We start from the raw sequence: 17,794 nt of genomic DNA on the forward strand, positions 1-17,794 counted from the left end.
ATCAAAGGCAATCTGTGAGACTCAAGGAGACAACCATGCTGGACGGTGTGCAAATTCTGGCCTGGGGCAAACGCCGCGCGGTTGGACTGACTGCGACGCTGCTCGAACGTGCCGGCGCGCAGGTGACAGTAACGAATGCGCAGCCTTCTGCCGATGCATTGCATGATGTGATCGTCGTTTCATCCGACATGTGCGCGGCAAGCGAAGGAAGCGCAATCGCGGCGTGGAAGGCGGCCGGCACGCATATCGTCTGCGACATCACCGCGACGGGGCCTCAAGGCGCGCGCGCGGACATGCACGGCTCCGATGCGCAGATCCAGGCGATTAGCGGCTTGATGGACACAACCGGCTTCGCAGAGGGCGAACCGGTGCGGATCGGCGTGCCGTTCACGGAGCTCTCTGCGGCGCTGTACGCGAGTGCGGCCATCGCCGCGGCGGTGCGCGTGAAGCATTTGCGCGGCATCGTGCAGAACATCGACGTGACGCTGTTCGGCTGCGCAGCCAGCGCACTGACGACGTTCCTGCCTGCAGCGTTTGCGCAAGGCACGGTTGGCCGCGTCGGCAATCGTCATCCTGCCTGCGCGCCGTGGAATGCATATCGCACGCGCGATGGCTGGATTCTCATCTGCACCAGCACCGAAGAGCAGTGGCGCAAGCTGAGGCAAGCGGCCCGCGTGCCGCAACTCGACGATGCCCGCTTCGCGACCTTGCGTTCGCGCGTGTCGAATGTGGATGCGCTCGATGCGTTGCTCGAAACGTGGACCGCTACGCTGACGACGGACGAATGTTCGCGCGTGTGTGAGCAGATTGGCGTGGCGGCGGGGCCGATCGTCGCCGTGGCGGGGCTGTCCCGCGAGCCGAACTTCCGCATGCGGCACGCGGATACCGCGGCGCGGATCGACGCGCATGGCATCGACGGCGATACGTATCGGCGGGTGCCGATCTTTGGCATGTCGCGGCTGGCGGACGTCGAGAGCGTTGCGGAAGATGCAGAAGATACGCGTCAGGCGGGTGCCGGGCTTTCTGGATACGCGCAAGGCGCCGGCCCGCTCGCAGGCATCAAGGTGGTCGAGATCGGTCAGTACACCACCGCGCCGCTGGTCGGCAAGCATCTGGCGGCGCTCGGCGCGGAAGTCGTGAAGGTCGAGCCGCCGGACGGCGAGGTTGCGCGTTCATGGTCGCCCGGTCAGGCGGGCACGAGTTACTTCTTTGCTCTGAACAACACCGACAAGCAGGCTATTTCGCTCGATCTGAAGCACCCGGATGATCGCGCCCGTCTGCGCACCTTGGTTGCCGATGCCGATGTGCTGGTCGAGAATCTGCGGCCCGGTGCGCTGGCGAAACTCGGCTTTGGGCGCGAAGCGCTCGGCAGGATCAATCCACGTCTGATCTATTGCTCGATCTCGGGCTTCGGCATGGCGTCCGCTTATCCAGGGCGGCCTGCGTTCGATACCGTCATCCAGGCGATGGGCGGTCTCATGGATCTGACGCGCAGCAACGGCGAGCCGGTGAAGCTCGGCGCGTCGGGTGCGGACATTCTCGGCGGGCAGGCGGCGTTGATGGCGATCGTCGCGCGACTCGCCGATACCGCGCGTCACGATGGGACGTTCATCGAAATATCGATGCAGGATGTGGCCGCTTGGTGTGCGCTCTTTGCAGCGGGCAATCGGGAGCCGCAGGGCGTCGCCGTGGCCTGCATCGACGGTCATGTGTGGCTCGACAGCGATGAGCGTTTCGATGCCGCTGCGCTGGCGGCATGCGCGCGGCAGATGCGCTGCGGTTCGCTGACGCGCGCGTCGGCCGTTGCTGCGCTGACGAACGCGGCTATCAGCGCGGTGCCTGTGGCGCGCGTGCATGAGCTGATCGAAGACGGCGATTTTCTCGCCGATGTGCTGAGCGTCGCGCGTGATGCGGGCGGTGGATTCTGGCCCGTTCTCAAGGTGCCGTACCGCCTGTCGCGTACGCCGGCTCGCGTGCGCGCGGTGCCGGGCGCGCCGTTGCGCGCGTCGGACGGCGCTGTTCCGCGCACGCCAGTCAGCGTGAGCGAGAACTGATCGGATGGTGTGATCTAAGCTATGGGCATGACGCCGCGGCTTTCGCGACACACGGAGGCGGTCGATGAGCCCATCCAGCGACACAGGTTTCACCGGTTCGATTCCCGACATCTACGAGCACTTCCTCGTGCCGATGCTCTTCGAGCCTTATGCGCAGGATCTTGCCATGCGTGCGGCATCATTCCACCCGTCGCGCGTGCTCGAACTCGCAGCGGGCACGGGCGCCGTGACGCGGGCGATGCTGGCGTCGCTGCCCGAATCGACGGAAATCGTCGCGACCGATCTCAATCAGGCGATGCTCGACTGCGCGGCGAAACCCGGCACGCGCCGCCCCGTCATCTGGCAGCAGGCCGATGCCATGCAACTGCCTTTCGACGACGCGAGCTTTGACCTCGTCGTCTGCCAGTTCGGCGTGATGTTCTTTCCCGACAAGGCACGCGCATTCGCCGAGGCGCGGCGCGTGTTGCGGAGCGGCGGCGTCTTGCTGTTCAACGTGTGGGACGACATCGGGAGCAATCCGCTGGCCGACACTGTAGCGGTCGCGCTCGGCAAGCTGTACGCGCCCGATCCGCCCCGCTTCCTGCAGCGCACGCCGCACGGCTACCACGATACGAATACGATCGCGCGCGACCTCGCTGAGGGAGGCTTCGTCGCGCCGCCGCCGCGCATCGAAACTGTCGCCCGACGTGGCCACGCGCCGTCCGCCGACATCGCCGCGACCGCGTTCTGTCACGGCACGCCCTTGCGCGGAGAAATCGAGGCGCGCACGGGCGCAAGCCTCGATGCGGCGACATCGGCCTGTGCAGCCGCGTTCCGCGAGCGGTTCGGCGATAGCGAAATCGAAGGGAAACTGCAAGCGCACGTCGTCACTGCACAACGTTAAACAGGTGAAATAGTGTGTGCCGCCAGGGGCAACGATCTGCCCGGGCGCCGCTGCGCCTTATCTGGCGGGCCACACGCCGGATCGAAGGCGGAAATTGTTACACCTCTTACTGGAAGGAATGACCGGTGTTACGAAAGCCTTTCAGATGGACGGTTATACTCGGCGCCGTCTCAAAAACTATTCACTGATCTATGTCAAAGCGAATCATTCAGATGGTGGCCATTGCAGCGCTGACGGCTGCGGCATCGTTGCCGGCAATGGCCGGCGATATGAACAATGCGCTTGGCGGCGCACTCGGCGGCGTGGCAGGTGCGGCGCTGGGCGGCGCGGTGGGCGGCAGCACGGGCGCTGTGATCGGCGGCGCGGTGGGTGGCGGCGCAGGTGGCGCGGTGACGTCGAACCGTCGTGAGCGCACGGGCGCGATCATCGGCGGCGCGCTGGGCGGCGGTGCCGGCACGGCAGCAGGCAACGCGATGGGCGGCCGCAGTGGCGGCCTGGTCGGCGCGGCGCTGGGCGGCGGCGCCGGCTCGGCGCTCGGCGGCAATATCTCGCGCTCGAACTCGTACGCCGACGACTACTCGCGCGGCTACAGCAAGCGCAAACATAAGCGTCACTATCACGACTGATGAGTCGACGGCTCGCGGGTTCGCCCAGGTAGGGTGAATCTGCGGGCTGGACGTAACGTCTCAAAGCTCGAACGGGCGCGCCAGCAAACGGCACACGCCTCTGCGACAAATCAACGCACGACATTGCCGCACATCAAAAACGAGATAAGCGCAATTTGAAGGTAGGATTGACTGAATTCCCTTCTTTTGCAGGCGTCATCGTGCCCGTTGACTATCTTCGCGGCTTTACCTCGGCCGCTCGCACCGACGCTGCCAACCGGCGGCTCGGCATCGCGCTTGCCGGGATAGCGGGCGCCGCGAACGCGGGCGGCTTTCTGGCAATCGGCCAATACACGTCGCACATGTCCGGCATGGTGTCGACGCTGGCGGACAGCCTCGCACTCGGCAATATCACCTTCGTCCTGTCCGCGGCGAGTTCGATCTTTGCATTTCTCGCGGGCGCGGCGAGTTCGGCCATTCTCATCAACTGGGGCAGGCGAAAGGGCACGCAGAGCGTGTACGCGATGCCGCTCGTGCTCGAAGGCCTGCTGTTGCTGTGCTTCGGCATGCTGGGCGCGAATCTGGAACACCACCGCGTGCTGTTCGTGCCGGCGACCGTCACGCTGCTTTGCTACGTGATGGGCTTGCAGAACGCGATGATCACCAAGATCTCGAAAGCGGAAATCCGCACGACGCACGTCACGGGACTCGTGACGGATCTCGGCATTGAAATCGGCAAAGGCCTGTACTGGAATCGCGGCATGGCATCGACGGAAGCGGGTTACGTCGGCGCCGATCTGCGGCGGCTGGGTCTGCTGGCTTCGCTGCTCGGCATGTTCCTCGTGGGCGGGCTGGCCGGTGCGATTGCGTTCAAGCAGGTCGGATTCATCGCGACGCTGCCGCTCGCGGCGTTGTTGCTCGTGCTCGCGGCAGTGCCCGTTGCAGATGATCTGCTGAGGTATCCGCGTCGCGTTCGATAAGGCTCCATCAGCCGCGCTCATCGAACGGACACGTTGTTGTCACATGGTGCTGCGGCTTACTTGTCCCACAGCTTCCTTCCGAAGAACGTCAGCGTCCGGTCCCATGCCATTTGCGACCAGGTCGGATCGTATTGCGTGCCGGCGATGCGGCTGAAGCCAACTGCCGTTTCGTTGGCGAAACCGTGATGCGCGAGATAACGATGAAACTCGACATCGACGCCCGCGTCGCCCAGTTTCGTTTCGAGCGTCTCGACGGTATCGATGGGGAAGAACACATCCTGCTTTGCGTAGTGTCCGAGCACGGGCGCCTTGATCTTCGACGCGTCGATGTAGTCGAGGGGAGGGAAGCCATAGAACACGACGCCCGCTGCGACGTCCTGGCTTTGGCACAGCGTGAGCAGCGTCAGCGCGCCACCCATGCAATAACCCATCACCGCGACACGGCCTGACTGCTGCTTGAGATGCTGCACGGCGCCGACGATATCCTGCGATGCGGCATCGCCGAAATCGAGGCCATCCATCAGGTGATGGGCTTCTTCCTCTTCGACAGTGGATTTGCCGCGGTACAGATCGGGTACGAGCGCGAAGTAACCCGCCGCTGCCAGGCGATCTGCAACGCCGCGAATCTGGTCGTTCAAGCCCCACCATTCCTGAATGACGACCACGGCGGGCGCGCCTGCGGTCTTTTCCGGGGAGGCCAGATAGCCTTGCAGTTCTTTACCGTCCGGGCGCTTGAAACTGATCATGGAGCCTGTGGGTTTCATGGGTGTCTTCCTCGATTTGGACGCAATAGCATAGCGCCAATGCGGGGCAAATGCAGGTCGACGGCTCCATCAGAAACCCATATACCCCGCAAGCGAAGCTGCTTGCAGGGCGCGGTGCTTTACTTACCCGTTCGAACGTCTTTAATCCCCTGGCAGCCAGTAGCAATCGCCGGGATTCCAGCTTGGGTCGCAGATCCAGTAACCAAATGCGAGCTTCTGGTCACCGATCGACGCCGTTTTCGGACCGTCCGATTTCATGGCGAACGCTTGTCCTTCCAGCGCGCCCGGCGCCGCCGATGCAGTCTGTGCAAGACACGACAACACGGCTGAAGCGAACAACGCGCAGATCGCAGATTTCACTTTCATGTCAAATGCTCCATTGTTGTTGGAATATCACGGTGCACCGATCTTCCAAGTGACACCGTACGGAGACTTTATTGACAGTAGCGAGCTTCGTTAATCAGATTGCCTGCCAATGCACGTAAGGATTTTCCGAGTTATCGATCTGATTGATGGAAGTCAATCTTGAGTCATATCGAAAGAGAAAAGGGCTTGCCCGCTTTCCTTCTTGCAGCGCCAAGCCCTTGCTCGCCACCTTACGCCGGCATCTTGCGGAACGAAATCGCGAAGCGGTTCCACGCGTTGATGGCCGAGATCAGCAGCGTCAGATCGACCAGTTCGGCTTCGCTGAAATGCGGCTTCACGGCTTCCCACACGGCGTCGGGCACGTGGTTTTCGGAGACCAGCGTGACGGCTTCTGTCCATTCCAGCGCTGCGCGTTCGCGTGCCGTGAAGAACGGCGTTTCGCGCCACACGACGACGGTTGCCAGCCGGCGATCCGTTTCGCCGCCTTTGCGCGCATCGGTGGTGTGCATGTCGACGCAGAACGCGCAGCCGTTGATCTGCGACGCGCGCAGGCGCACCAGTTCCGTCAGCGACTTTTCGAGGTCGCTCTTGCCGATACGTTCTTCGAGCGCGAGCATCGCCTTGATTGCATGCGGGTTGGCTTTGTAGAAGTCGAGACGTTGTTCCATGATGGTTTCCTCAGTGAGAGAGCGCTTCAACTGCGCGACACATGAAGATTAGGCGCAAAACTGGCCGCATGAAATGGCCAATTTTGAGCAAATTGAGGTAACCACTTTGGGTCGTGTGACGACGTACCCGGAAGGCTGCCGGCAAAAGAAAAAGGCCGCCTTTCTGAAGCGGCCCTTATCGACGGAGACAGGAAGGCGACGTTACTTGACCGCGCCGAGCGCAAGTCCTTTCACGAGATAGCGCTGCAGCCACGCGAACACGATCGAAACCGGCAAGGTCGCGCACAGCGTCGCGGCCATCACCAGATGCCATTCGACGACGTACTTGCCCGCCACCATATCCGTGACCTGCACGGTAAGCGTCTTGTTCTCGGGCGAGCGGATCAGCGTATAGACAACGGCGAACTCGTTCCACGCATTGATGAACGTGAAAATCGCCGTCACGACGATGGCAGGCACGGCGAGCGGCAGAAACACCTTGAATACGGCATGCGTGCGGCTGCATCCTTCGAGCCACGCCGATTCTTCGAGATCGCGCGGCACAGTCGCAAAGTACGACGACAGCATCCACACAGCAAACGCAATATTGAACGCCGCATACGACACGATCACGCCGATCTTCGAATCGACGAGATTGCCGTCGCCGTACGGAATCATCGCAGCGAGCCGGAACAGGCCGACCACCAGCAGAATCGGCGAGAGCATCTGCGTAACCAGCAGGAACTGTCGATACAAGCCGCGTCCGCGAAACGGAAAGCGCGCGAGCGCATAGGCGGCGGGCAAGCTGACGGCGAGCGCGAGCGCCGTCGACAGCAGACTGATCACGGTGCTGTTGCGCAACGCGACGCCGAAGTTCGCCGCCGTCCACATGTCGGCGAAGTTCTGCCATTGCCAGTGCATCGGCAGCCAGCGCGCCGGATAGACGAACACTTCGTTCGCGGGCTTGAGCGCCGTGAAGAACATCACGGCAAACGGAAACAGCACGACCACGATCAGCGGCGACAGCGCGAGCCAGCACCACACGGTGCGTTTCATCTTCGCGTTCATGCGGGCTCTCCTTCCTTCGACGGCTGAATGCGCAGATACAGCACCGAGAACACGAACAACATGATCAGCATGACGAGCGACACGGCAGCGGCCTGGCCAGGACGCCCAAGCCTGAAGCCAAGTTCGTACAGATACGTGACGAGAATATGCGTGCCGTTGTCGGGGCCGCCTTGCGTCATCACCCAGATGATCGGGAACGAGTTGAACACGTAGATCACGTTCAGCAGGATCGCCATGTTCACGAACGGGCGCAGCAAAGGCAGCGTCAATTGACGGAACTGTTGCCACGCGCTCGCACCGTCGATGCGCGCCGCTTCGTAAATATCGCCCGGCACCGACGACAACCCGCCGAGCAGAATCGTTACCGTGAACGGAATCGACACCAGAATGCCGACCGCGATTTCGACGGGAAACGCGAGTTCAGGCGTTGCCAGCCAGTGAATCGGCCCGCCGATCAAACCCAGCCGCTGCAAGGTCACGTTGACCATGCCGTAGTCGTCGTTGAAGGCCCAGCGCCAGACGACAGCTGTCATCGTCAGCGACACGGACCACGGCAGCATGATGATCGTGCGCGCGATGCCGCGGCCATGGAAATCCTGATTCAGCACCAGTGCAACGGGTACTGAAAAGATGATCGTGCCGCCCACGACGCATGCCGTCCAGACGACGGTCCGGCGCAATGCATCGAGAAACACGGGGTCGGCGAATACGGTGTAGAAGTTCTTCAGGCCAGTGAAATCGCGGATCGCACCGAAGCGCGACACGTCATGCACCGACTGATAGACGATGTTGAAAATCGGATAGCTGATGATGAACAGCGCGAGAATCAGACTCGGCGCGATCAGCCACCAGGGTGCGGCGGCGCGTGGTGCGATGGAACGGCTCATGCGTGCTCGATCGACGGATGCTTGGGCGTTGGAACTCATGAAGCCCTCGGGACGGAATGGGCCGGTGGCGCTGTGCTGAAAGCATGGCGCTTATTTCGAATGCGAAGCCGCATCGGCTCGAAACCGATGCGGCTTCCTTTACATCATCAACAGATCATCGAAGCGCGCGTTACTGACCGAGCGCCTGGTTCGCCTGCGTGGCGGCCTGCTTCAGCGCATCGTCAGGCTTGGCCTTGCCGAGATACACGGCCTGCATCGCGTTCGTCACGGCCTTCGCGGTGTCTTCCCAGCCCGTTACCGTCGGCGCGAAACGTGCCTGCGGCAGCAGCGCGATGAACGCCTTCGTGTCGGCATCGTTGAACGCCGGGTCGGCGGCTTCAGCCTTGGTGGTCGGCAGGAAGCCTTCCGTGCTCGTGAACTCGACGCGCGGTTCCTTCGTGAACAGATAGTCGAGGAACTTCCACGCGTCCTTCTTCACCTTCGAGTTCTTGAACATCACGATCGAATCGGTAACGGCATACGTTGCGCCGTTCGTGCCGACGGGCAGCGGATCGATACCGTATTTCAGGTTCGGCGCTTCCTTCTTGATCTGCTTCGAGAGGAACGGCGCGGAAATCACCATCGCGACGCGGCCTTGCTTGAACAGGTTCTGCACGTCTTCACGGCTGTAACCAGTGACGCCTTGCTGCGTCAGACCCTGATCGATCATGGTCTTGTACAGCGTCGCAGCCTTGATGCCAGCGGGCGAATCGAAACCGGCCTTGCCCTGTTTGTTCAGCACGTCGCCGCCGTTGGTCCACAGCGCGTAGTAGTAGTACACGTCGGTTTCGATTTCCTTGCCTTGCAGGCCGAAACCGGCAACGCCCTTCGCCTTCAGCTTCTTCGACGCGTCGATCACGTCATTCCACGTCTTCGGGCCGTTCGGATAACCGACGCTCGCCAGCAGATCCTTGTTGTAGTACAGCGCGCGTGCCGAAGCGGCGATCGGCAGACCATACGTCTTGCCGTTGATCTGGCCAGGCGCGAGGAACGGGCCGATGAAGCGGTTCTTGAAGTTCGCGTCCATGTACGGATCGAGCGGCTCGGCCACGTCGTCCTTCACGAAATCGAGCAGCCAGCGCGTGCCGACGATAGCGAGGTCGGCGTTGGCGTTACCCGAAATATCCGTTTGCAGCTTTTGTTGCAGCGTGTCCCAGTTCACGTCTTCGATCTTGATCGTGGTGCCGGGATTGGCCTTTTCGAACTGGCGGGCCATTTTTTCGAAGTACGGCGCCGTCGCGTCGCTGTAGTGCGCGACCGTCACACGCACCGTATCGGCGTGTGCCGATAGGGCCAGACCTGCAAATGCGAGCGCTGCGGCGACTTTGCCGAGCGTAAGGGAAGCACGTGCATGCAACGACATTTCGTCTCTCCTGGGGTGGTCCGCCGCCGTAGCCGGCAACTTGGGTTGAATTGTTTGAAAAAATCCTACACACGAAAAAAAATGTTGTCACGTAGGGCTGACCATATTTTTTACTCGTGAGTTTTTTGCATAACATGCTGTAAATGATGGGCTATTTGTGCGGTGCAGGGTATCGGGTGTCTGTGGCGGTTGCGTGGCGGGCGAAGTCTGTAAATGTGCAATATGTAGGAAATTTACACAGCAGAGAGGACAGGACATGAAGCGTGTCGTGCTGGTGACGGGAGCGTGCGGCGGGATCGGCAGCGTGTTGTGCCGGCGTTTCGTGCAGGACGGCGCGACCGTGCTTGCGCTCGATGTCGATGCCGCCGCGCTGGATCAACTCACGGCCGAACTCGGCGCCGACCACGTCACGCCCATCGCCGTCGATCTGTGCGACGCCGACGCCGTACGTGAAAGCGTCGCGAAAGCTGTCGCGGTGCGCGGTCCAGTGGATGTACTCGTCGCCAACGCGGGCGCGGCGCAAGGGCTGACGCTCGCGAAGACGGACGCCGCAAGCTGGGCGCGCGACGTCGAACTGAACCTGAACGGCACGTATCACACGGTCGAAGCGGTGCGCGCATCGATGATCGAGCGGCAGCGCGGGTCGATCGTACTGATCGGCTCGGTGAACGGCATCACGGCGCTCGGTCATCCGGCGTACAGCGCGGCGAAGGCGGGGCTGATCAGCTATACGAAGGCGCTCGCTATCGAGCTTGGGCGCTACGGTATCCGCGCGAACATCGTGTGTCCGGGCACGGTGAAGACGAAGGCGTGGCAGGCGCGCGTCGACAAGAATCCGCAGGTTTTCGAGGATCTGAAGAAGTGGTATCCGCTGCGCGACTTCGCGACGCCCGACGATATCGCCGACGCCGCGCTGTTTCTTTCATCGCCGATGGCGCGCGTGATCACGGGCGTGGTGTTGCCCGTCGACGGCGGCCTGATGGCGGGCAACCGGCTGATGGCCGAAGAACTGACGCTCGAATCGCTGTAGCGCTCGCATTCGGCGCATACGCACAACACACGCAAACGACGATGAGGACAGCATGGCAGCAGTGCAACTGAGCGGCATCTATAAGCGTTACGGCGACACGCAGGTCGTGCACGGCATCGATCTGCATATCGACGATGGCGAATTCGTCGTGCTGGTCGGCCCGTCGGGTTGCGGCAAGAGCACGCTGATGCGCATGGTCGCGGGCCTCGAAGAAATCAGCGGCGGCGAACTGACGATTGGCGGCACGCGCGCGAACAGCTTGCCGCCGCAGCAGCGCAATATCTCGATGGTGTTCCAGAGCTACGCGCTGTATCCGCATCTGTCCGTGTACGACAACATCGCGTTCGGTCCGAAGATCCGCAAGGAATCGTCGACGAGTTTCAAGCCGCGTATCGAAGCCGCCGCGAAGATGCTCAATCTCAGCGGCTATCTGGACCGCTTGCCGCGTGCGCTGTCGGGCGGGCAGCGTCAGCGCGTGGCGATGGGCCGTGCAGTGGTGCGAGAGCCGTCGCTGTTCCTGTTCGACGAGCCGCTGTCGAATCTCGACGCCAAGCTGCGCGTACAGATGCGCACCGAGATCAAGGCGCTGCATCAGCGGCTGAAGAATACGGTGATCTACGTCACGCACGATCAGATCGAAGCGATGACGATGGCCGACCGAATCGTCGTGATGAACGCGGGGCGCATCGAGCAGATCGGGCGTCCGCTCGAACTGTACGACCGGCCCGCGAATCTGTTCGTCGCGAGCTTTCTCGGCTCGCCGTCGATGAACTTTGCCGCGGGCGAAGTGGTGAGCGCAGCGAACGGCGTCGCGCTGCAACTCGCCGATAACGTGCAGGTGCCGCTGCCGGGCGCAGCCGTGAAGCCGGGCGACAAGGTCACGCTCGGCGTGCGGCCCGAGCATATCGAGACCTCGAATGCAGGCATTCCGATGGATGTCGAGGTGATCGAGCCGACGGGCGCGGAGACGCATCTGTACGGCAAGATCGGCGGCGCGGCGTGGTGCGTGACGATGCGCCAGCGCGCGTCGATCGAACCGGGCCAGCGCGTGACGGTGCGCTTTCCCGAGCAGGACATGCATCTGTTCGATACGGAGAGCGGACGCAGACTGGGCTGACAGCATCGCCGCCGATACACCTTCCACGCAAAGGAACACACGGTGTCCGCACCGAACCTGATTCCTCACATCCGCAGCGCGCTCGAATCGTTGCGGCCCGCCGAGCGCAAGGTCGCCGACATGGTGCTGTCCGATGTCGACTTCGCGATGCGCGCGAGCATCACCGAGCTTGCACAGCGCGCGGACGTGTCGGAGCCTTCCGTGACGCGCTTTTGCCGCGCAGTCGGCGCGCACGGCCTGCGCGACTTCAAGATGCAGCTGGCGCAGAGCGTGGCGGGCGGCATGCCGTACGCGTCGACGTCGGTGGCGCGCGACGACGATACGCAGACGCTGTTCGACAAGGTGGGCGAAGCGGCGATCGAAGGCATCACGCAGGCGCGCGGCGCGATCGATCCTGTTGCGGTGAATGCCGCGCTGGCTGCGTTGACGAGTGCGCGGCGCGTGTACTTTTTCGGTGTCGGGTCGGGTTCGGGGCTGGTTGCGCAAGATGCGGCGCTGCGTTTTCTGCGGCTCGATATTGCCGCGAGTGCGTTCACGGATGCGCATTTGCAGCGTCTTTACGCGGGTTTGCTCGAACCCGGCGATGTAGCGTTTGCGATTTCGCATTCGGGCCGCAGCGTCGAAGTGAACGAGAGCATGCAGATCGCGAAGGAACGCGGCGCGACCACGATTGCGCTGACGAATGTCGGTTCAAGGCTGGCGTGGCTTGTCGATATTCCTTTGCTATTGCGCGTGCCGAGTCCTATCGATCCGAATACGCCGGGCGTGTCGCGGCTCGTGCATCTGTGTGTGATGGATGCGCTGGCGATCGGCGTCGCGCTAAGGCTGGAGCCGCATACGCTGGAGAAAATGCGGCATGCGAAGGCGCGGCTGTCGCAGGAAGCGGGTGCGGCGGCGGAAGATGAGCCGCATTAAGCTGCACTAAGCCGCAACGGCCACGTACCCACACCGCCGTGACAACCGCTGCGTCGCCGCCAGCAGCGTCTTCGCTGCGCCACCGTGCGTATCGCTATCGAAACTTCCCGCTGTGCCCATCAACGCGATCACCAGCACGATGCTGCCCGTGTGATCGAACACGGGCGCGGCGAGTGTGTGGATGCCGGGAATGGGCTTGTTGAGCGCGGTGTCGACGCCTTGCTCACGTATCTGCGCGAGACGGTCTGCATACGGCGGCGCGAGTTTCGTGGCCTTTGCATCGGAAGGCGATGCAAACATTTCCGCGCGTTCGGCGCCTGCCAGCCGTAGCGAATCTTGCGTGAGCAAACCCTGCCGCACGTCGTCGGCGACATGCGCGGCGAACACGCGGCCGATTGCCGTATTCACCAGCGACATCACGGTGCCCACGCGCAAACTCACATGCAGCGGACGCGCCGATTCTTCGAGCCGCACCACTGTCGGCCCAAGCGGACCAAGCACGGCCATCGCGACGCTCATGCCCGTCGATACCGCGAGATCGACGATTTCCGGTTCGGCTTCGCGTGCCGGCGAAAGACGCTGCAAACCTATCAGGCCGAGTTCGAGCGCGAGCGGCCCGGCTTCGAAACAGCCGGACGCATCGCGGCTCAACAAACCGATCTTTTGCAGGCTCACCAGATGAGGAAACGCTTTCGCGGGCGGCATATCGGCGGCTGCGGCGAGGTCGCGCAGCGACAACGGCTTGCCTGCTGCGGCGAGGGCCGTCAGCAGGTCGCCCGTGCTGTCGAGCGACTGGATGCCGCGCTGCTGTTTCGCGTCGGCGTTGGCGTTGGCGTTGGCGGAGGAAGTCGTGGTGTCGTTCATGTTCAACGTGCCGCGTTGATGTCTGCGCCGATGTCACGCGCCGTCTGCTGAAGCGCCCGCGCGACGGCGCCGTCCCAGTTCACATCGATCGTGCCGCTCGGGCCGATCACGGTCAGCGCGAGACACAACTGCTTGTCGGCATCGAGCACGGGCACCGCGAGACTGCTGATGCCTGGACTCGGCGCATCGATGCCGCGTTCGATACCGCGCTCGCGGATCGCCGCGAGCGTCGCATCGAAAGACGCGCGCTCTGCTGGCGCGACGATGTCAGACGCGCCGCCCGACTGGTTCGCCCACATGGTCTGCAACGCATCCGGCGTGAGGAACGCGCAAAACACGCGCCCCGTTGACGTAGCCGGCAGCGACATCACAGTGCCGACATGCAGGTTCACATGCAGCGGAAAACCCGCGTGCTCATACCGAACGATGGTCGGACCTTGCGGCCCGACCGTGCAGATCGCCACGCTGAAGCCGATCGCTTCCGCGAGCGCCGACACACGCGGCACGGCGGCGCGGAATGCCGGCTGGTTCGCAAGCTGCATCAGCCCGAGTCTCAACGACAACGGGCCGGGTTCGTAGCGTCCCGACAGTTCGTCGCGCTTGATCAGGCCGAGCCGCGTGAGGCTCACCAGGTATGCGTGCGCCTGGCCCGGTGCGATGTCGGCGCTGGCGGCGAGATCGGACAGCGCGAGCGGCGCGCGCGCTTTTGCGAGCGCATGCAGCAGCCGTCCGCCGACCTCGACGCTCTGAATGCCGCGTTGCTGCTTGCCTGCGCCTGTCGCCTCGCCGTCCTTTACCGTCTTCGCCATGCTGCTAACGCCGCCGTCTGTGTCGAAAAAAGGTCCATGTTAAACGAAGCGCGGCGGCGATCCACTGCCTTCAATCCGCCCCTTTCCGCTCTGCCCAGGGTATACGTGAAATTAGCGTATAGCGATACGTTTCGCTATTGACAAATAATCGGCAGGGACTAAGATGAAATCACTCCGGGCTAAGAATCACCGGACATCATTCCAATCAGATGGGGCGAGACATTCACTATCGCGGCGCGAGCGCGCCGTCTCGCCCGTCGCCCCCTCAATCAACGGAGACGAGCATGGCCAAGGCATTCGCATCGCAAGCCGACCTCGAAGAGAAAAAGATCACGTGGACGCAACTGTCCGAGAACGCCTACGCGTACACGGCGGAAGGCGACCCGAACTCGGGCGTGATCATCGGCGACGACGGCGTGCTGATCGTCGATACCACCGCGACGCCCGCAATGGCGCAAGACCTGATCGAGAAGATCCGCAGCGTGACCGACAAGCCGATCAAATACGTGGTGCTGTCGCACTATCACGCGGTGCGCGTGCTTGGCGCATCGGCGTATTTCAAGGAAGGCGCGCAGCAGATCATTGCGAGCCGTGGCACGTATGAAATGATCGTCGAGCGCGGCGAGGCCGATATGAAGTCGGAGATCGAGCGCTTTCCGCGCCTGTTCGCCGGCGTCGAAACGGTGCCGGGTTTGACGTGGCCGACGCTCGTGTTCGAGAAGGAAATCACGCTGTTTCTCGGCAAGCTCGAAGTGCGCATCGCGCATCTGGGCGCGGGGCATACGAAGGGCGACACGATCGTGTGGCTGCCTTCGCAGAAAGTGCTGTTCTCCGGCGATCTCGTCGAATACGACGCAGCGTGCTATTGCGGAGACGCGCAACTCGAGCAGTGGCCCGCCACGCTGGAAGCGCTGCGTGCATTGAACGCCGAGAAACTCGTGCCGGGCCGCGGCCCCGCGCTGACCACGCCCGAAGACGTCCATAAGGGTCTCGATTACACGAAAGATTTCGTCACGACGCTGCTGCAAAGCGGCCGCGAGGCTGTCGCCGACAAGCTCGATCTGAAGGACGCGATGGCGCACACGCGCAAGGCGATGGACCCGAAGTTCGGCCATGTCTTCATCTACGAGCATTGCCTGCCGTTCGATGTGTCGCGCGCTTATGACGAAGCGAGCGGCATCACGCATCCACGCATCTGGACCGCGCAGCGCGACAAGGACATGTGGGCCGCGCTGCAGGTGTGACGTTGCAGCGATAGAAAAGCGCAGATGGATGGAGACAGCAGAATGAGCAGCATCAACTATCAGACCTTGTCGTTCGAATATCGCCGCTGCGCGGAGCAGGATGCCGCATCGGCGGATGCGGCGCGGCATCCCGTCGTCGTGGTCGGCGCGGGGCCAGTCGGTCTCGCGACGGCCATCGATCTCGCGCAGCACGGCATCCATGTCGTGCTTGTCGATGACGACTGTTCGCTCGCAACCGGTTCGCGTGCAATCTGTTTTTCGAAGCGATCGCTCGATATTTTCGACCGCCTCGGCTGCGGCGACCGCATGGTCGACAAGGGCATCAGCTGGAACGTCGGCAAGGTGTTCCTGCAGGAAGAGATGGTGTACACGTTCAATCTGCTGCCGGAAGCGGGGCATCACCGGCCCGCGTTTATCAATCTGCAGCAGTACTACGTCGAAGGGTTCCTGCTCGAACGTGCGCAGGCGCTGCCGAATATCGACATCCGCTGGAAGAGCAAGGTGGTCGGTTTGCAGCAGCACGGCGAACCCGGTTCCGCCGATGCATTCGTTACGCTGACGATTGATACGCCCGACGGTGAGTATCCGTTGTGCGGCCGCTATGTCGTCGCGGCCGACGGCTCGCGCAGCCCGATTCGAAACATGATGGGCCTCGACAGCAAAGGCCGTGTTTTCAAGGACCGTTTTCTGATCGCCGACGTGAAGATGGAAGCGGAATTTCCAAGCGAGCGCTGGTTCTGGTTCGATCCGCCGTTCCATCCGAATCAGTCGGTGCTGCTGCATCGTCAGCCGGATAACGTGTGGCGCATCGACTTTCAGCTAGGCTGGGACGCGGACCCTGTAGTTGAGAAAACGCCTGAACGTGTGCTGCCGCGCGTGCGTGCGTTGCTTGGGCCGGACGTGAAATTCGAACTCGAATGGGTCAGCGTGTATACGTTTTCGTGTCTGCGCATGGAGCGCTTCCGGCACGGCAACGTGCTGTTCGTCGGCGATGCTGCGCATCTGGTTTCGCCGTTCGGCGCGCGTGGCGCGAATAGCGGCTTTCAGGACGCCGAGAACGTCGCGTGGAAACTCGCGATGGTGCTGGACAACCGCGCGTCCGACGCATTGCTCGACACGTATGCCAGCGAACGCGAATACGCCGCCGATGAAAACATCCGCAATTCCACGCGCTCGACTGATTTCATCACGCCGAAGTCGCCCGTCAGCCGCACGTTCCGCGATGCCGTGTTGAAGCTCGCGCGCAAGCATCCGTTTGCGCGTCAGCTGGCGAATAGCGGACGGTTGTCGGTGCCTGCCGTGCTGCACGATTCCGCGCTCAATTCCGCCGATGACGACAGCTTCGAAGGCAAGATGGTGCCGGGCGCTGCGTGCGTCGATGCGCCGGTTCTATCGAATGGCACACCTGCGTGGCTACTCTCGCAACTCGGCAATGCATTCACAGGCGGCGGGTTTTGCGGCAAGGACGGCATCGACGCCGATACGCAACGCGCGTTGCGGGCGCTGCAAACGGGTTCGGTTCCGTTCAGACTCGTGGTCGTCGCGCCGCATGGCATCCGTCAGGCCGTGCATGATCTCAACGATGCTGTCGTGCTCGAAGACGCGGAAGGTCTTGCGTGGTCGCGTTACGACGCAAGGCCGGGCACGTTCTATCTGATCCGTCCGGACCAGCATGTATGCGCGCGCTGGCGCTCGTTCGACGCAGCGCGTGTCGATGCTGCGCTCAAGCGGGCATTGTGCGTGGAAGGCATTGCCTGAGAACACACGCACCTCACTACGACAAAAGCAGGAGACAAACGTGCCTCTCATCACGCAACTCAACCTGACGCAGCCCGACGATTTCTACGAAGCGCTGATCGACATGCATCGCGACTTCGATGAAGCGCAAAGCCAGGCCGCGAATGCACAGCTGATTCTGCTGCTAGCGAATCATATCGGCGATTACGCGACCTTGGCGGAAGCGATCCGCTACGCGCGCGAAGGCGTCGATCAGCCTGGCGCCTCCATGAAGCCGCACACGGAAGACGCACCGCGCGTCGCCGCCTGATCTTCCGAACCGGCTCGCATCCATAGCGACGCGCGAGCCGCTTTCCCCGACAACACGGCGCAACAGACGCCGGACCCCAATGGGTCCGATGGACCCGCATTGCCTGGAGATC

Annotated in this window: 18 protein-coding genes; 10 read left to right on the forward strand and 8 right to left on the reverse strand. The window is 62.5% G+C overall.

Going from position 1 to position 17,794, the window contains the following annotated elements; genetic code table 11:
- The first annotated feature begins 35 nt into the window (after window positions 1-35).
- From DK391_RS28900 to DK391_RS28915, 4 genes are all read left to right on the forward strand, one after another.
- Window positions 36-2,054 (forward strand): CoA transferase, encoded by a 2,019-nt coding sequence (locus tag DK391_RS28900; protein WP_109481426.1) that lies wholly within the window; start codon window positions 36-38, stop codon window positions 2,052-2,054.
- A gap of 64 nt (window positions 2,055-2,118) precedes the next feature.
- Entirely contained in the window at window positions 2,119-2,937 is an 819-nt protein-coding gene (locus DK391_RS28905) for a class I SAM-dependent methyltransferase (RefSeq protein WP_109481427.1), read from the forward strand.
- A 191-nt stretch (window positions 2,938-3,128) separates the two neighbouring features.
- Window positions 3,129-3,563: a hypothetical protein gene (locus DK391_RS28910; RefSeq protein WP_109481428.1), complete on the forward strand. Its 435-nt coding sequence runs from the start codon at window positions 3,129-3,131 to the stop codon at window positions 3,561-3,563.
- A gap of 200 nt (window positions 3,564-3,763) precedes the next feature.
- Window positions 3,764-4,522 (forward strand): YoaK family protein, encoded by a 759-nt coding sequence (locus DK391_RS28915; RefSeq protein ID WP_109481451.1) that lies wholly within the window; start codon window positions 3,764-3,766, stop codon window positions 4,520-4,522.
- Window positions 4,523-4,578: 56 nt separating this feature from the next.
- Here the strand turns inward: DK391_RS28915 and DK391_RS28920 are convergent, their stop codons facing one another.
- From DK391_RS28920 to DK391_RS28945, 6 genes are all read right to left on the reverse strand, one after another.
- A complete protein-coding gene (locus tag DK391_RS28920; protein ID WP_109481429.1) occupies window positions 4,579-5,286 on the reverse strand; it encodes a dienelactone hydrolase family protein in 708 nt (235 codons plus the stop codon).
- A 141-nt stretch (window positions 5,287-5,427) separates the two neighbouring features.
- Window positions 5,428-5,652: a hypothetical protein gene (locus tag DK391_RS28925; RefSeq protein ID WP_109481430.1), complete on the reverse strand. Its 225-nt coding sequence runs from the start codon at window positions 5,650-5,652 to the stop codon at window positions 5,428-5,430.
- A gap of 230 nt (window positions 5,653-5,882) precedes the next feature.
- Entirely contained in the window at window positions 5,883-6,320 is a 438-nt protein-coding gene (locus DK391_RS28930) for a carboxymuconolactone decarboxylase family protein (protein ID WP_007577985.1), read from the reverse strand.
- Window positions 6,321-6,521: 201 nt separating this feature from the next.
- Entirely contained in the window at window positions 6,522-7,367 is an 846-nt protein-coding gene (locus DK391_RS28935; RefSeq protein WP_109481431.1) for a carbohydrate ABC transporter permease, read from the reverse strand.
- Complete coding sequence (locus tag DK391_RS28940) at window positions 7,364-8,254, reverse strand: sugar ABC transporter permease (RefSeq protein ID WP_109481432.1); 891 nt, start codon at window positions 8,252-8,254, stop codon at window positions 7,364-7,366. Before DK391_RS28940 ends, DK391_RS28935 begins: the two co-directional genes overlap by 4 nt.
- A 169-nt stretch (window positions 8,255-8,423) precedes the next feature.
- Window positions 8,424-9,656, reverse strand: a complete 1,233-nt coding sequence (locus DK391_RS28945; protein ID WP_109481433.1) for a sugar ABC transporter substrate-binding protein — start codon at window positions 9,654-9,656, stop codon at window positions 8,424-8,426.
- Window positions 9,657-9,912: 256 nt separating this feature from the next.
- On the opposite strand from DK391_RS28945, the gene DK391_RS28950 reads away from it, so the two are divergent.
- The 3 genes from DK391_RS28950 to DK391_RS28960 are packed head-to-tail and all read left to right on the forward strand — an operon-like array spanning window position 9,913 to window position 12,718.
- Entirely contained in the window at window positions 9,913-10,686 is a 774-nt protein-coding gene (locus DK391_RS28950; RefSeq protein ID WP_109481434.1) for an SDR family oxidoreductase, read from the forward strand.
- 52 nt (window positions 10,687-10,738) lie between these two features.
- Window positions 10,739-11,803 carry a sn-glycerol-3-phosphate ABC transporter ATP-binding protein UgpC gene (ugpC, locus tag DK391_RS28955; protein WP_109481435.1) on the forward strand — a complete coding sequence of 355 codons (1,065 nt, stop codon included), beginning with the start codon at window positions 10,739-10,741 and terminating at the stop codon, window positions 11,801-11,803.
- 42 nt (window positions 11,804-11,845) lie between these two features.
- Window positions 11,846-12,718, forward strand: a complete 873-nt coding sequence (locus DK391_RS28960; protein WP_109481436.1) for a MurR/RpiR family transcriptional regulator — start codon at window positions 11,846-11,848, stop codon at window positions 12,716-12,718.
- 6 nt (window positions 12,719-12,724) lie between these two features.
- On the opposite strand, the gene DK391_RS28965 is transcribed toward DK391_RS28960, so the two are convergent.
- Together DK391_RS28965 and DK391_RS28970 are read right to left on the reverse strand one after the other, a co-directional pair.
- Window positions 12,725-13,582 carry an IclR family transcriptional regulator gene (locus tag DK391_RS28965; RefSeq protein WP_109481437.1) on the reverse strand — a complete coding sequence of 286 codons (858 nt, stop codon included), beginning with the start codon at window positions 13,580-13,582 and terminating at the stop codon, window positions 12,725-12,727.
- A gap of 2 nt (window positions 13,583-13,584) precedes the next feature.
- A complete protein-coding gene (locus DK391_RS28970; RefSeq protein WP_109481438.1) occupies window positions 13,585-14,391 on the reverse strand; it encodes an IclR family transcriptional regulator in 807 nt (268 codons plus the stop codon).
- A 284-nt stretch (window positions 14,392-14,675) separates the two neighbouring features.
- On the opposite strand from DK391_RS28970, the gene DK391_RS28975 reads away from it, so the two are divergent.
- From DK391_RS28975 to DK391_RS28985, 3 genes are read left to right on the forward strand one after another with little or no spacing between them, the layout of a single operon-like run.
- Window positions 14,676-15,635 (forward strand): MBL fold metallo-hydrolase, encoded by a 960-nt coding sequence (locus DK391_RS28975; protein WP_109481439.1) that lies wholly within the window; start codon window positions 14,676-14,678, stop codon window positions 15,633-15,635.
- 42 nt (window positions 15,636-15,677) lie between these two features.
- The gene (locus DK391_RS28980) at window positions 15,678-17,393 is read left to right on the forward strand and encodes an FAD-dependent oxidoreductase (protein ID WP_109481440.1); all 1,716 of its coding nucleotides are present in this window, start codon (window positions 15,678-15,680) and stop codon (window positions 17,391-17,393) included.
- Window positions 17,394-17,433: 40 nt separating this feature from the next.
- Window positions 17,434-17,682: a DUF2783 domain-containing protein gene (locus tag DK391_RS28985; RefSeq protein ID WP_109481441.1), complete on the forward strand. Its 249-nt coding sequence runs from the start codon at window positions 17,434-17,436 to the stop codon at window positions 17,680-17,682.
- The last annotated feature ends 112 nt before the right edge of the window (window positions 17,683-17,794 follow it).

Origin of the sequence: Paraburkholderia sp. C35, assembly GCF_003121405.1 — a bacterium.
Taxonomy (GTDB): Bacteria; Pseudomonadota; Gammaproteobacteria; order Burkholderiales; family Burkholderiaceae; genus Paraburkholderia.